The organism is Spiroplasma endosymbiont of Polydrusus formosus (genome assembly GCF_964263245.1).
Classification (GTDB): domain Bacteria; phylum Bacillota_I; class Bacilli_A; order Mycoplasmatales; family Mycoplasmataceae; genus Spiroplasma.
On record NZ_OZ181656.1, the window covers coordinates 223,518 to 238,682 of the forward strand.

8 protein-coding genes are annotated in these 15,165 nt (G+C 30.1%); 7 read left to right on the forward strand and 1 reads right to left on the reverse strand.

Annotated elements, in window-relative coordinates; translation table 4 throughout:
* Positions 1-163 precede the first annotated feature (163 nt).
* Positions 164-1,105 (reverse strand): 3'-5' exoribonuclease YhaM family protein, encoded by a 942-nt coding sequence (locus ACE38S_RS01195; protein WP_374696008.1) that lies wholly within the window; start codon positions 1,103-1,105, stop codon positions 164-166.
* A 1,859-nt stretch (positions 1,106-2,964) separates the two neighbouring features.
* Here ACE38S_RS01195 and ACE38S_RS01200 point away from each other — a divergent pair.
* From ACE38S_RS01200 to fusA, 7 genes are all read left to right on the forward strand, one after another.
* A complete protein-coding gene (locus ACE38S_RS01200) occupies positions 2,965-3,090 on the forward strand; it encodes a hypothetical protein (RefSeq protein WP_374696009.1) in 126 nt (41 codons plus the stop codon).
* Between the two features lie 919 nt (positions 3,091-4,009).
* The gene (locus ACE38S_RS01205) at positions 4,010-4,135 is read left to right on the forward strand and encodes a hypothetical protein (RefSeq protein WP_374696010.1); all 126 of its coding nucleotides are present in this window, start codon (positions 4,010-4,012) and stop codon (positions 4,133-4,135) included.
* Between the two features lie 162 nt (positions 4,136-4,297).
* A complete protein-coding gene (locus tag ACE38S_RS01210; protein ID WP_374696011.1) occupies positions 4,298-8,206 on the forward strand; it encodes a DNA-directed RNA polymerase subunit beta in 3,909 nt (1,302 codons plus the stop codon).
* Positions 8,207-8,228: 22 nt separating this feature from the next.
* A complete protein-coding gene (gene rpoC, locus ACE38S_RS01215; RefSeq protein WP_374696012.1) occupies positions 8,229-11,981 on the forward strand; it encodes a DNA-directed RNA polymerase subunit beta' in 3,753 nt (1,250 codons plus the stop codon).
* A gap of 133 nt (positions 11,982-12,114) precedes the next feature.
* Positions 12,115-12,537, forward strand: coding sequence for a 30S ribosomal protein S12 (rpsL, locus tag ACE38S_RS01220; RefSeq protein ID WP_374696013.1), 423 nt, complete (start codon positions 12,115-12,117; stop codon positions 12,535-12,537).
* 23 nt (positions 12,538-12,560) lie between these two features.
* Positions 12,561-13,028, forward strand: a complete 468-nt coding sequence (gene rpsG / locus ACE38S_RS01225) for a 30S ribosomal protein S7 (protein ID WP_374696014.1) — start codon at positions 12,561-12,563, stop codon at positions 13,026-13,028.
* 21 nt (positions 13,029-13,049) lie between these two features.
* On the forward strand, positions 13,050-15,128 hold the full coding sequence (gene fusA / locus ACE38S_RS01230; protein WP_374696015.1) for an elongation factor G: 2,079 nt from the start codon (positions 13,050-13,052) through the stop codon (positions 15,126-15,128).
* Positions 15,129-15,165 lie beyond the last annotated feature (37 nt).

Consider the following 15,165-nt stretch of genomic DNA (forward strand, 5'->3'; position numbering starts at 1 on the left):
GTTATTTCGATATAACTAACTAAATTTTCCCATAGTTATATTTTTACTACGGCACTTATTCCTGTAAAATTAAATCATACCGTATTACTATTATATACCCCATACAAAAAAGAAAAAAATGAAAAATAGAAAAAATTTATATTTTTCACAACTAAATTTAACATTATTTTTCAAAATGTTTTAAGAATCAGCGTCCTTCAACTGATAATAGCCGTTGTGTTTGTTCATTAAGTAACGTTTTTGATAATTCTTTATCAATTCGGTAAATTCGCGCATCTAAATTATCTAAAAATGATAAAATTTCGGCTTCTAATATGTGTGGTTCAATTGGGGAACCATATTCTAATCGTCCATGACTAGCTAAAATCATATGTTCCAACAAAACAATCTTTTCTGAATTTAATTTATTACTTTGAACAAGATGATTTAATTCATTGGCCATAATTGAAATATGTCCAAGCAATTTCCCTTTAAACGAAAATTCATTTGTTGTTCCATTTGTAATTTCAATAACTTTACCAAGATCATGTAAAATAACACCACAATATAATAATTCGGCATTAATTAAACGATCTTGATAAACATTAACAACATTTTTTGCCATTTGTAGCATTGTTAAACTATGTCAGATTAAACCTGATTTTATTTCATGATGATTACGAATTGCCGCTGGTCAAATTTTAAATTGTTCCCCGTATTTGGCTAAAATTAAGGTCATAATTTCACGGTATTCTGGTGTTTTCATTTTTTTTACGGTTGTCATAATTTCTTCATACATTTTATCTAGTGAAAGTGGTGCCACTTCAATAAAATCATCCAAATTAATACTTTCATTGTCAATGACATCATAACTATTAATTTTTGCTTGTAAAACTTTGCGATATTCAATAATATTAATATTTACTTTATAACATTTACCTTTCACTAAACATTCAAGGTCACTTGGGCGTGCATCTCATAATCTTGCTTCAATCGTCCCTGTGCGATCTTTTAATGTTATTGATAAATAAGTGCTTCCATTGGAAGCTGATCCTTGTGTTACTTTATCAGCAATCACATTTAATTCCACATTATTAACTTCTTTCGTTAAATCTTTAATATTCATTTTTTCTCCTTCTAAAAATAAAAAAGTACGTAATAAAAAATATTACTTTTTTTGTTTTGTAAATTGTAAATTAAAATGACACATTTTATTTATTTTCATTATAACACAATAAAATAAGTATCTAATATAATTTTAAAAATAAAATTATATTAGTTTTGTTTTAAATTTACAAATTTTGGTACACTAAAAATAATTTATTAAATTATTTGATTAATTCAATAAAAAATTATTAAATATGTTATGATAAATTTAAAAATAATTGTTGTTAATTTAATCACTATAAACAAGGCCTTGATTTATTGTTAATAACATTAATAATTCAATCTATTTCTTGTTATGTAATATTATTACAATCTGTTCCTTTAGGAAATCAATGTCTAATATCTCTATTAATTATTTCAACTAACGGTTTTTGAGTAGGTTTTCCAGCATCACAAAAATAAACATTAGTACAAGAAATTTTTTCTATTTATTTTTAGTTACTAAATTATTTGCCTTGATCTATAATAATTCCTTTAATATTTATGTTTTTGAAAATCTTATTATTTAAAATTTTTTTAATTACTTTCGTAACTTCTGATCTCGAGTTTTCTTTTAATTTTTTACAAAAAATTTTTTGCTTAATTATTATGTTAAGACTAAACAACTAAACCGAAGATCTTTACCAGCTAATGTATCCATTTTAAATCAACTAAATTTATATTTATTGTGTTTTGCTTCTTTAATAATTCTATAATTAGCAATTTTACCACGGTTATCTTTTCTATTTTTTGTTTTAAATCTTTTACCATGAAAATATAAATTTTCTTTTGATAAATTTAAAAAATCATAATAATTATAATTATATAAAGTTTTAACACATATAGGAAATTTAATACCAAATTCTTTTTCATAGTTTTTACAAATTTGTTATGGTGTATCATGGTATTTATTAAATCTTTTATCTAATAATCTTAATTATTTATCTGAAAATATAATGTGTTTAATACATTTTTTTTCAATAGCCATCATCTGCTAATTTAGAATCGTAATTGTTGTTTTTTAATCTTTTTATTTCTCGCCTAATTGTATAATGGCTTTTATGCAATATTTTTGCTATTTAAGATAAATTAAATTAACCATTTTTTAAATGAATCAAGTTATAATAAATTTTTTAACATTATACTGCACCCCAAAAAGTAAGTAAAATAAAAAGATTTTGCTAAATTTTTATATGGGGGCATTTTATATGGCAAGAAAATAACAAAAATATAACAAATATACATCAGAATTTAGGACAAAAATCATTGAGGAAATTAAACAAAAAAGTTGTTGAATAGCAGTAAAACAATGTAATATAAATGAAAATACAGCAAGATCTTAATGAGTAAATCATAAAAAAGGAAATTAGATATTCCTAAATGATCTAAAATATCTTTTACCAAAATAGATTTATAATATTATAAAACAAGGTATGAATTATTAAAAAGCTCTATGACTTTTACAATTAAACAAATTAATAATCGTCTCTTTTATTAAACAAAATTGTCGTGAATATTCAATAAAATTATTACTAGAAATAACGGAGTTAAAACGTAGTTATTGAGATAAATATAAAAATTATGACAGTAGAAAAAAGATAAAAAAATAAATGATATTGTAAAAGTCTATGAAGAAAATTTAAAACAATTTGGATATCGAATAATTACTAAATATTTTAAAAAGGGTTGCCAGTTCATCGTACATGACATCAATTATAAAAATTTATTGGCTTTAATACAAAATATTTAATAAAGTGTCCAAATATATTTACAATTAAGATTTATATAAAAATGTTATTATTGATGAAAATAAGAAATTTAAATTAATTTATGATAATTTTGAAATTAATTTATAATATTAATGTTAAGACACTAGATAATATTTTTGTTAGTCAATTAAACCAGCAAGTTAAGTATAATGATCGGGTTAGTCAAGAAATCCGCGAAACAATTACCTTTGGTTAAATTGGGAAGAAGCATTAATGCGGTTAATTTTATGAACCATCAGAACAGAGAATTATGGACAGTCCCATAAACAAGAGGATATTGTTAATTATCAACCAGTTCTTTTAGTTGGTGAATGTGTTAATCTCGTCAGGTTAACAATGGTCAATTTTGTTGCCACGTATAAAAAAGTTTACCAATCTTTAATGTTAGTCATAAACATATGATGACGTCAGCTAAGCTACGTGTTAATCTAAATTTTATTTCTCAACTACATGGACTGCCATTATCGGGCACATTAAAAATAGATGGGAAAAATTTTGAAAGTAACATTTTAATTAGTCGGCAAGGTTTAGATACCGAGCTAATGAATTTTGAAAAATTATTGTTGCTTTCCATAGGTGTTATCAAGTTTAAATTAAAAAGCGTAGTGGTTTAATACAATATTAATACAATATAATGGTATTAGTTTTAAAAATACTAGTGTATTTCATGTTGGCTATGAATTGTTAACAAAGTTTAAAAATAACGTTAATAGTGCTAATGCAATTTTTAACACATTATAAACGAAGTTTAAAAAGGAGAGGATGCAAAAAGATTAACAGATTTGAAACTATTTAGTATTTGTAATTTAGTTAATGATAAAATGGTATGAATTGCTACCAAAAATAACGATAAAAACATTCACAATCGAATTGTTTTTAATTATAAAATAAACCTTTATTTTATTTTGCATTTACCTTTGGCTTAAATAAGTTTAATTAAGTTTTATATTCAGCATATGGTTCAAATACTGGTAAGATTGGTGTTCACTATGGCTGATGAGCACGAATTTTAATTGACAGATAATACAATTTTACAACTTAGTTATTTTTTACTAAAATTAAAGATAAAATAAGGAGGATCAAAAAATTACAAATTTTAATCCAAAGTGTTTTAAATGTATTGCCGAACAAGAAAACAAGGTGTTGGTGGCAGTGCTTCCGGTGTTTTGTTTGACAAAATGAAAGCATCAATGGTTGGCGTTGTTGACGATGAAATTTTTATTTGTGATCGTCATAAGTAAATATAAATATTAAAGGAAGAAAAAGCAGGTTTTGTTTTTTACTTATTGCATAAATGAAAAAATGGTAAAATTAACAAATTAAATAGTAAAAATAATTGACTTTTATATTAAACCAGTATAAAATTTGTAAGCGTGTATTGTGAAAAGTGAGGTTAATAATTAATGACATTTAAAGAAAAAGAATTTGGGCATTACACTAAAAGAATTGATTATACAAAAGTAAGTGGGAATTTGGATTTACCAAACTTAATTGAAATCCAAACTGAAACATATGATTGATTTAAAAAAATAGGAATTAATGAAGTATTTGGGGAGGTATTCCCGATTATTGAGTATGAAGGTAATATAGTTTTAGAGATGTTAGATTGAGAATTTAGAGAACCACGACGAACTATTTCTCAAGCAAAAGATGAATCAAAGATTTTTGAAGCACCAATTTATTCAAATTTAAAATTAACAATTAATTCAAAAAATTTAGAAGTTGAAAAAGCAGTTGTTAAAGGTGAACCAGAGTTAATTAAAGCATGAATTGAAGAACGTGTTGGACATATGATCACAATTTTAAAAAAATCAACTGATGTTATTTATTATGATATTCATTCGGGTGATGAAACAGCAACATGTACCGTAACAATTAAAGAAAGATTAGATGATAAACTAATTGTTGATATTACAATCGAAAAAGAAGGCGAAGTCTTTTTTGGTGATTTTCCATTAATGACCGGAAAAGGAACTTTTATTGTTAATGGTTCAGAAAAAGTTGTTGTTTCACAATTAGTTCGTTCACCAGGAACATATTATAAAATTGATTTAAATCGTAAAAACGGGGAAAATGTTTATTATGTTGATTTAATTCCATCAAGAGGAACATGATTAGAATTTGAATCAGATCATAAAAAAATTAAAGTTGGTAAAGAAGAAAAATTTGAAAATGTTTTTTATGTCAAAATTGATAAATCTAGAAAAATATCAGTTGCTAATTTATTAACAGCGTTAGGAATTATTAAAGGAGATGCACTAGATATTTTTGATGATAATAAATTAGTAAAAAGTACTTATGAGTTAGATCCACACACAGGGGACATTTTATATGATCAAAGTATTGCTGTGCAAGAGATTTATAAAAAAATTCGTTCAGGTGAAACAGCAACTCCGGATGGAGCGACAAAATATTTATATGGATTATTATTTGATAAACGTAAATATGATTTAACAAAAGCCGGACGTTTTAAATTAATCCAAAAATTATCTGTTGGGAACCGTATTTATAATAAAGTATTAGTAGAAGACATTAAAGATGTTCAAGGGAAAGTCGTTTTTTCCAAAGGAACTTTAATGGATAAAAAAGCTATTAATAAGTTAAAAGGAATTTTAAAAGATGGCGCTTGTTTAGAAGAAGTTAAATTTAGTGATGAAATTATTTGTTCTAATAAAATCCAAAAAATTAAAGTTTATGTTGATAATGAAGTTCGTTCACGAGTAGCCAGTGTGATCGGGATTGATCCTAATGCAACGGATGAATATGTTACTGTGCCAGATATTTTAGCAACTTTTTCGTATTTATTAAATCTAACGGATGGAGTTGGAGAAGTTGATGATATTGATCACTTAGGAAATCGTCGTGTTCGAACAATTGGTGAATTATTACAAAATCAATTTCGAATCGGATTATTAAGAATTGAAAAAAATGTTAAAGAAAAAATGTCAACTTCAAATTTATTTAAAATGAAGCCATCAAATATTATTAATAATAAACCATTGTCAGCTATTATTGGTGAATTTTTTAATTTATCACAGTTATCACAATTTATGGATCAAACAAATCCTTTAGCGGAATTAACAAATAAACGTCGGTTAACAGCATTAGGACCAGGGGGGCTTTCAAGAGAACGTGCTGGTTTAGAAGTGCGGGATGTTCACTACTCACATTATGGTCGTATTTGTCCAATTGAAACACCAGAGGGACCAAATATTGGGTTAATTAATAACTTAGCAACCTATGCCAAAATTAATTCATATGGCTTTATTGAAACACCATATCGTCGTGTCAATGATTGTAAAGTTACGATGGAAAATGATTATTTGACAGCGGATGAGGAAAAAAATTATGTTGTAGCGCAAGCTAATATTCGTTTAAGTGAAAAGGGTCAAATTTTAGATGAACAAGTAGTGGCTCGATTTCAAGGAGAGAATATTATTGCTGGACGAAATGATGTTGATTATGTCGATGTTTCACCAAAACAAATTGTCTCAATTGCCACAAGTTGTATTCCATTTTTAGAAAATGATGATGCTAACCGTGCTTTAATGGGGGCCAATATGCAACGTCAAGCAATCCCGTTAATTTCTCCAAATTCACCATATGTTGGGACAGGAGTTGAATATGCCGCTGCTCGCGACTCGGGGTTAGCTGTTGTTTCACAATATGGTGGGACAGTTTATTTTGTTGATGCAACAAGAATTGTTTTAAAAACAAAAGAAGGCTTAAAAAATTATAATTTAGATACTTTTGTTCGTAGTAATCAAGGAACATCATTAACACACGTGCCATTAGTAAGACGTGGTCAAAAAGTTGAAAAAGGACAAGTTTTAGCGGATGGACCATCAATTGATAAAGGAGAATTAGCTTTAGGACAAAATGTTGTTGTCGCTTTTACAACATGAAATGGGTATAACTATGAAGATGCTATTATTATTTCAGAACGATTAGTGTTGGAAGATGTTTTTACTTCAATCCATATTGAAGAATACACAATTGAACGTCGTCAAACAAAACAAGGGCCCGAGGAAATTACACGTGAAATTCCGAATATTTCAGAGAATGCGCGGAAATTTTTGGACGATGATGGTTTAGTTATTATCGGAACCGAAGTTAAACCAGGGGATATTTTAGTTGGGAAAATAACACCAAAGGGACAAACCCAATTATCACCAGAAGATAAATTATTACAAGCAATTTTTGGGGAAAAATCAAAAAATGTTAAAGATAATTCATTACGAGTACCAAATGGAGGCGAAGGAACTATTCAAACAATTAAACGTTTTCCTCGGGAAAAATATGAATTATCAGCGGATGTTTTAGAAGTTATTAAAATTTATATTGTTCAAAAACGAAAAATCCAAGAGGGAGATAAAATGGCCGGACGCCATGGGAACAAAGGGGTTATTTCGAAAATTTTACCATTAGAAGATATGCCACATTTAGAAGATGGAACTCCAATTGATGTTATGTTAAACCCATTAGGGGTACCATCAAGGATGAATATTGGACAGGTTCTAGAAATTCATTTAGGAATGGCAGCTAAAAAATTAGGACAAAAAATTTCAACACCCGTTTTTGATGGCATGACAAATGAAGAATTAATTGAAATTATGGACAAAGCGAAAATGAAAAACTTCGGGAAAGAAGTTTTAATTGATGGTCAATCAGGAGAAAAATTTGATAATCCCGTTTCAGTCGGAGTAATGTATATGCTGAAATTATCACACATGGTTGATGATAAATTGCATGCCCGAAATGTCGGACCATATTCATTAATTACCCAACAACCATTGGGAGGAAAAGCTCAAAATGGAGGGCAACGTTTCGGAGAAATGGAAGTATGAGCGCTAGAAGCTTATGGTGCAGCTCATACTTTGCGGGAAATTTTAACAATTAAGTCGGATGATATTAAAGGAAGAACGCGTGCTTATGAATCAATTATCAAAGATAAAAAGATTCCTGAACCAGGAATTCCGGAATCATTTAATGTTTTAACACGTGAAATCCAAGGTTTGGGATTTAATATTAATATGATTGATGAAAAAGGAAATATTAAAAGTATTAAAAGTTATGATGAATTAGATTATGTTGATGAAGATTTATTAACTGATAGTAATGAATTTGAAGATGAATTTGACATTGATAATTTTATTTTAAGTGATAATAATTGTGATCGACAAAAAAGTAATAATTTAGATGACTTTACTAAAATCGAAGATAGTTTTGATTTACAAGATAATTTAGATGATGAAGATTATGAAGTTGAATATGATGAAAACGAAGTTAATGATTTAGATGATAAAGACTAATTAGATTAAGGGGGAAGAAAAAATGATTGATAATAATAAAAAAAATAATCGAATGATTAAAATTGGTTTGGCAAAGCCTGACGATATTAGGAGCTGGTCATTTGGGGAAGTTAAAAAACCAGAAACAATTAATTATAAAACATTAAAACCAGAACGCGACGGATTATTTGATGAAAAAATTTTTGGGCCAACCAAAAATTTTGAGTGTGTTTGTGGGAAGTACAAAAAATCAAAAAATAAAGGAAAAATTTGTGAACGTTGCGGGGTTGAAATTACCGAAGCAATTGTTCGTCGTGAACGCATGGGACATATTGAATTAGAAGAACCAGTTACCCATATTTGAATGTTAAAAGCAGCACCAAGTCGAATTGCTTTAATTTTAGATATGAAAACAAAAGAACTTGAAGAAGTTGTTTATTTTGTTTCGTATATTGTTTTAGATGATGGTGATGCCAAATCATTAAAACAAAAAATGGTTTTAGATTTAGGAAATGCTAAAACTTCAGCTGCAACTCGTCAACGCTTAACAAAAACATTACGAGAAATTTTAGATACATTAGAACCCGGGACAATTGCTTATGAGGCTGGCGAAACAATGATTGAAGATTTAAAAAATACTTCGTTACCATTTTCAATGGATGAATGTGCCCAATTTATTAATCGTCATACGAGCGCCTGTTTTGGTATTGGGGCTGCGGCGATTGAAGTATTATTGAAAAATTTAAATATTGATGATGAAATTGAAAAAATTAGACAAGATTTAAAAGACAAAAAAACACAATTAGACCAAAATAAATTAATGAAACGATTAGAAGTTTTAGATTCATTAAAAAAATCAGGGTCGCACCCAGAATGAATGATTCTTCGTGCGGTGCCAGTAATTCCGCCAGATATTCGCCCAATTATTCAATTAGATGGGGGTCGTTTTACCACTTCAGAAATTAATGATTTATATCGTCGAATTATTATTCGAAATGAACGATTAAAAAAAGTTAAAACAATGGGAGCCCCAAGTGTTATTGTTAATAATGAAAAAAGGATGTTACAAGAAGCTGTTGATGCATTATTAGATAATGAACGAAAAGCTCGCCCTGTAACCGGGAAAGATAAACGCCCATTAAAATCATTGACAAGTATTTTAAAGGGGAAACAAGGTCGTTTTCGTCAAAACTTGTTAGGGAAACGGGTTGATTATTCAGGACGTTCGGTTATTGCGATTGGACCAGATTTAAAAATGTATCAATGTGGTTTACCACGGGATATGGCAATTACTTTGTTTAAACCATTTGTTATTAGCAAATTAGTGAGAGATGGTTTAGCAGCAAATATTAAAGTTGCTGAAAAATTAATTTTAAATCAAGATGATAAAGTGTGAGAAATTTTAGAGGATGTTATTAAAACACGCCCGGTCTTATTAAACCGCGCACCAACTTTACACCGATTAGGAATTCAAGCATTTGAACCAAAACTAGTTAAAGGAAAAGCAATTCGATTGCACCCCTTAGTAACAACCGCTTTTAATGCCGACTTTGATGGTGACCAAATGGCGGTCCATGTGCCAATTACCGATGAAGCAGTTGCCGAAGCGCGTAGTTTAATGTTGGGAAGTCGTAACATTTTAGGGCCAAAAGATGGAAAACCAATTGTTACTCCAACCCAAGATATGGTGTTAGGGAACTACTATTTAACACATGAAGAAAAGGGGCAGTTAGGTGAAGGAACAATTTTTAAAGATTTAAATGAAGCAGTGATTGCTTGTGAAACCGGGGCTGTTGCGCTCCATGCCTTAGTTGCTATTCCAGTTTCTTGTTTTACGCATAAAAAATTTGCTCCCGAACAAATGAATGATTATATTATTACGACACCAGGAAAAATTATTTTTAACCAAATTTTTAAAGAGGAATTCCCTTATTTAAATGAGACAAATATCGAAAATTTAACAGCTTTACCAGCGCGTTCGTTAATTAAGGATAATGTTAATTTAATTGAATACTTATCCACATGAACGGCAAACGTACCGTTTAAGAAAAAAGATTTATCAAATATTATTGATCGTTATTTTAAAATATATGGTGCTAATAAAACAGCTGAAATGTTAGATAATATGAAAAACCTAGGATTTAAATATTCCGGAAAATCAGGGGTAACTGTTTCAGCGGGCGATGTTAAAGTTTATTATAAAAAACAAGAAGAATTTAAAGTAGCTGACCAAAAAGTAAAAGAAATTAATAATTACTTTAAAATGGGAATGCTAACAAGCCGAGAAAAACAACATCTAATTATTGGTGTTTGATCAAAAGTAAAAGATAATATTCAAACTGAATTAGAACATGTTTTACGTGAAGATCCTAAAAATCCAATCTTTATGATGGCTGATTCAGGAGCAAGGGGGAATGTGTCAAACTTTACGCAGTTGGTTGGGATGCGGGGTTTAATGAATAATCCAAAAGGAGATATTATTGAATTGCCAATTAAATCTTCCTTCCGGGAAGGTTTAACCGTGTCTGAATTCTTTATTTCAACCCACGGGGCTCGAAAAGGGATGGCTGATGTGGCTTTAAAAACAGCCGACTCGGGGTATTTAACAAGACGGTTAGTTGATGTTTCGCAAGAAATTATTATTACAATAAAAGATTGTAATAATAATCGTGGTTTTGTTGTTTCAGATATTATTGAACAAAAACACGCTAATATCATTGTGCCGTTATTTGACCGCCTAGTTGGTCGTTATAATTTAAAAGATATTAAACTAAAGAATCGTGAAGTTATTCTAGCTAATACATTATTAACAGAAGAAGATAGTCGCAAAATTATTGATAATGATATTAAAGAAGTTATTATTCGTTCAGTATTAACTTGTGGAGCTGAAAAAGGGATTTGTCAACGTTGTTATGGAAAAAACCTGGCAACAGGTATGGAAGTTGAAATTGGTGAAGCTGTTGGAACAATTGCGGCGCAATCAATTGGTGAACCTGGAACGCAGTTAACAATGCGGACATTCCATACCGGTGGTGTTGCTGGTGGTGCTGATATTACCCAAGGGTTACCACGGATTAAAGAATTATTAGACGTTACCACTCCTAAAGGATCAATTGCGGTAATTTCCGAAATTGATGGGGAAATTAGCGATATTCGTGATGAGAGTGGGATTCATACTATTTATGTTAAATCAGATAGTGATGAACGAAAATATAAAACCCAATATAATGCTGTTTTAATAGTTAAGATAAGAGATAAAGTTGTTAGTGGTCAAAAATTAACTGAAGGTTCAATTAATATTAAAGAATTATTAGAAGTTGCCAAAATTGAAGATGTTTATAATTATATTTTAAAAGAGGTACAACGAGTTTATCGTTTACAAGGAATTGAAATTTCCGATAAATATATTGAAATTATTATTAAACAAATGTTGAATAAAGTTAAAATTATTGATGCAGGAGATACTAAATTGTTGCCAGGAGAAATTGTAACAATTAAACGTTATCGTAATGAAACAATTAATGCTGTTCGCTCAATGAAAAAACCACCAACAGCGAAACATGTTATATTTGGAATTAAGAAAGCGCCATTAGAATCAGAGTCATTCTTATCATCAGCGTCTTTTCAAGATACAACCCGTGTTTTGGTTAAAGCAATAATTAAAGGAAAAGTTGATAGTTTGGAAGGCTTAAAAGAAAACATTATGTTAGGTCACTTAATTCCGGCTGGAACAGGATTAAAAAATTCGAAAGATATTATTATGGCTGGAATTGTTGCCAAATCTGAAGAATATTAGAAAAATCTTGTGGTTTTTCTTTTGACAATATTTATTATTAAGTATTGACTTATTTTGCTGTTTTATGTAATATTATGTGTGGATTGTATTATTTGATACACTAGGATATGTGAAGAAGAAAGGAGAAAGTTTAATGCCGACAATTAATCAATTAGTTCGTAAACCACGAAAAGAAAAAGTTTGGAAAACAAAAGCACCCGCTTTAAATAAGGGTTTAAATTCTTTACAAAAAAAACAAACTAATGAAACCGCACCACAAAAAAGAGGGGTATGTATACGGGTAGCAACAATGACACCCAAAAAACCCAACTCAGCTTTAAGAAAATATGCTCGTGTTCGTTTAACAAACAGAATGGAAGTAACAGCGTATATTCCTGGTGAAGGACATAATTTACAAGAACACAGTGTTGTCTTAATTCGTGGAGGAAGGGTTAAGGACTTACCAGGGGTTCGTTACCATATTATTCGCGGAACATTAGATACCTCTGGAGTTAATAAACGTCAACAAGGACGTTCACTATACGGAACAAAAAGACCAAAATATGCCAAAACTTAAGTAAATAGAAGGAGAGGGTTACTATGCGTAAACGTCAAGCAGAAAAGAGAAATGTTTTATCAGATCCAATTTATGATTCAAAATTGACAACTCGTGCGATTAATAAAATTATGATCAACGGAAAAAGAGGAATTGCGCAAACAATTTTATATGGTGCATTTGATATCGTTAAAGAAAAAACAAAAACTGAACCATTAGAAGTATTTAACAAAGCAATTAAAAATATTACCCCACATTTAGAATTAAAAATTCGACGAATTGGGGGAGCTAATTATCAAGTCCCAATTGAAGTAAATGAAGATCGTAAAGTTACCTTAGGGTTACGTTGATTAATTAATTATGCAAGATTACGAAATGAAAAGAGCATGGTTGATCGCTTAGCAAATGAAATTATTGATGCTTCAAACGGAATCGGGGGAGCAGTTAAGAAAAAAGATGATACACACAAAATGGCAGAAGCTAATAAGGCTTTCGCACATTATCGTTGATAAAAAATAGAAAGAAAAAAATAGATGGCGAGAGAATATTCTCTAGAAAATACGAGAAATATTGGAATTATGGCGCATATTGATGCCGGAAAAACAACAACAACTGAGCGTATTTTATTCCATACTGGTAAAATTCATAAAATTGGGGAAACACATGATGGAGCTAGCCAAATGGATTGAATGACCCAAGAACAAGAACGTGGAATTACAATTACTTCTGCGGCAACAACAGCGTTTTGAAAAAATATGCGTTTAAATATTATTGATACTCCAGGACACGTTGATTTTACCGTTGAAGTGGAAAGATCATTACGTGTTTTAGATGGTGCAGTTGCGGTGCTTGATGGACAATCAGGGGTTGAACCACAAACAGAAACAGTTTGACGACAAGCAACAACTTATGGGGTGCCAAGAATCGTTTTTGTTAATAAAATGGATAAAATTGGAGCTGACTTTTTGTATTCAGTAAAAACAATTCATGATCGCCTGCAAGCAAATGCTCATCCAGTCCAAATTCCAATTGGATCGGAAGATCAATTTAGCGGAATTATTGATATTATTGAACGAAAAGCTTATCATTATGATGGAACAGAAAAAGAAGAATCACAAGAAATTCCAATTCCAGACGATTTAAAAAATTTAGTTGAAGAATACCGCATGAAATTAATTGAAGCAGTGGTTAACTTTGATGAAGAATTAATGTTAAAATATTTAGACGAAAATGAAATTCCAATTACAGAAATTAAAAGCGCAATTCGTGTCGCAACATTAACAGGTGATTTCTTCCCTGTTTTTTGTGGAAGTGCTTTTAAAAATAAAGGAGTTAAATTAATGTTGGATGGGGTAATTGATTATTTACCTTCCCCACTTGATATCCCATCAATTAAAGGAGTGCTAGAAGACGGAATGGAAACAGAACGTCGTGTTGATGATAGTGAACCATTCTCAGCCTTATCATTTAAAATTATGACTGATCCCTTTGTTGGAAAATTAACATTTTTCCGAGTTTACTCAGGAGTATTAAAAAAAGGAGGTTCTGTTTTAAACTCAACAAAAGATAAATCAGAGCGAATTGGTCGTTTATTAAAAATGCACGCTAATAATCGTGAAGAAATTGAAACAGTGTATGCTGGCGATATTGTGGCAGCCGTTGGTTTAAAATTAACCACAACGGGAGATACTCTTTGCGATAAGAAAAACAAAGTAATCTTAGAATCAATGGTATTTCCAGAACCAGTTATTAACCTAGCATTAGAGCCAAAAACAAAAACTGACCAAGAAAAAATGAGTTTAGCATTACAAAAATTGGCTGAAGAAGATCCAACATTCCGAACATGAACAGACGAGGAAACAGGTCAAACAATTATTGCTGGAATGGGAGAATTACACTTAGATATTTTAGTTGATCGAATGAAACGTGAATTTAAGGTTGAAACCAATGTTGGAGCTCCCCAAGTTTCATACCGTGAAACATTTAAAGATAGTGCTGAAGTGGAAGGGAAATACATTAAACAATCAGGAGGACGTGGTCAATATGGACACGTATTAATTAAATTTGAACCAAATAATGATAGGGGATTTGAATTCGTTGATGAGATTGTTGGTGGAAAAATTCCAAAGGAATTCATCGGTTCTATTAAAAAAGGATTAGAGGAATCAATGCAAACAGGAAAATTAGCGGGTTATCCGATGATTGATATTAAAGCGACTTTATTTGATGGGTCATATCATGATGTTGATTCATCACAAATGGCTTATGAGTTTGCAGCTAGTTTATCATTAAAAGAAGCAGCAAAAAAATGTAAACCAGTTATTTTAGAACCAATTATGGCGGTTGAAGTTACTGTTCCTGAAGAATACTATGGGGATGTAATGGGGAACTTGTCATCACGCCGTGGTCAAATCGAAGGAAATGATCAACGTGGGAATGCCCAAATTGTTAAAGCAAAAGTTCCATTATCAGAAATGTTTGGATATGCAACTGATTTACGAAGTTTTACAAAAGGTCGCGGAACTTATACAATGTTGTTTTCACATCACCAAGAAGCACCAAAATCAATTACTGAAGAAATTATTAAAAAAGCTGGAAAATCAGCCGAATAATTGAATAAAAATGGTTTAATTCACCATTAGAAAAAAA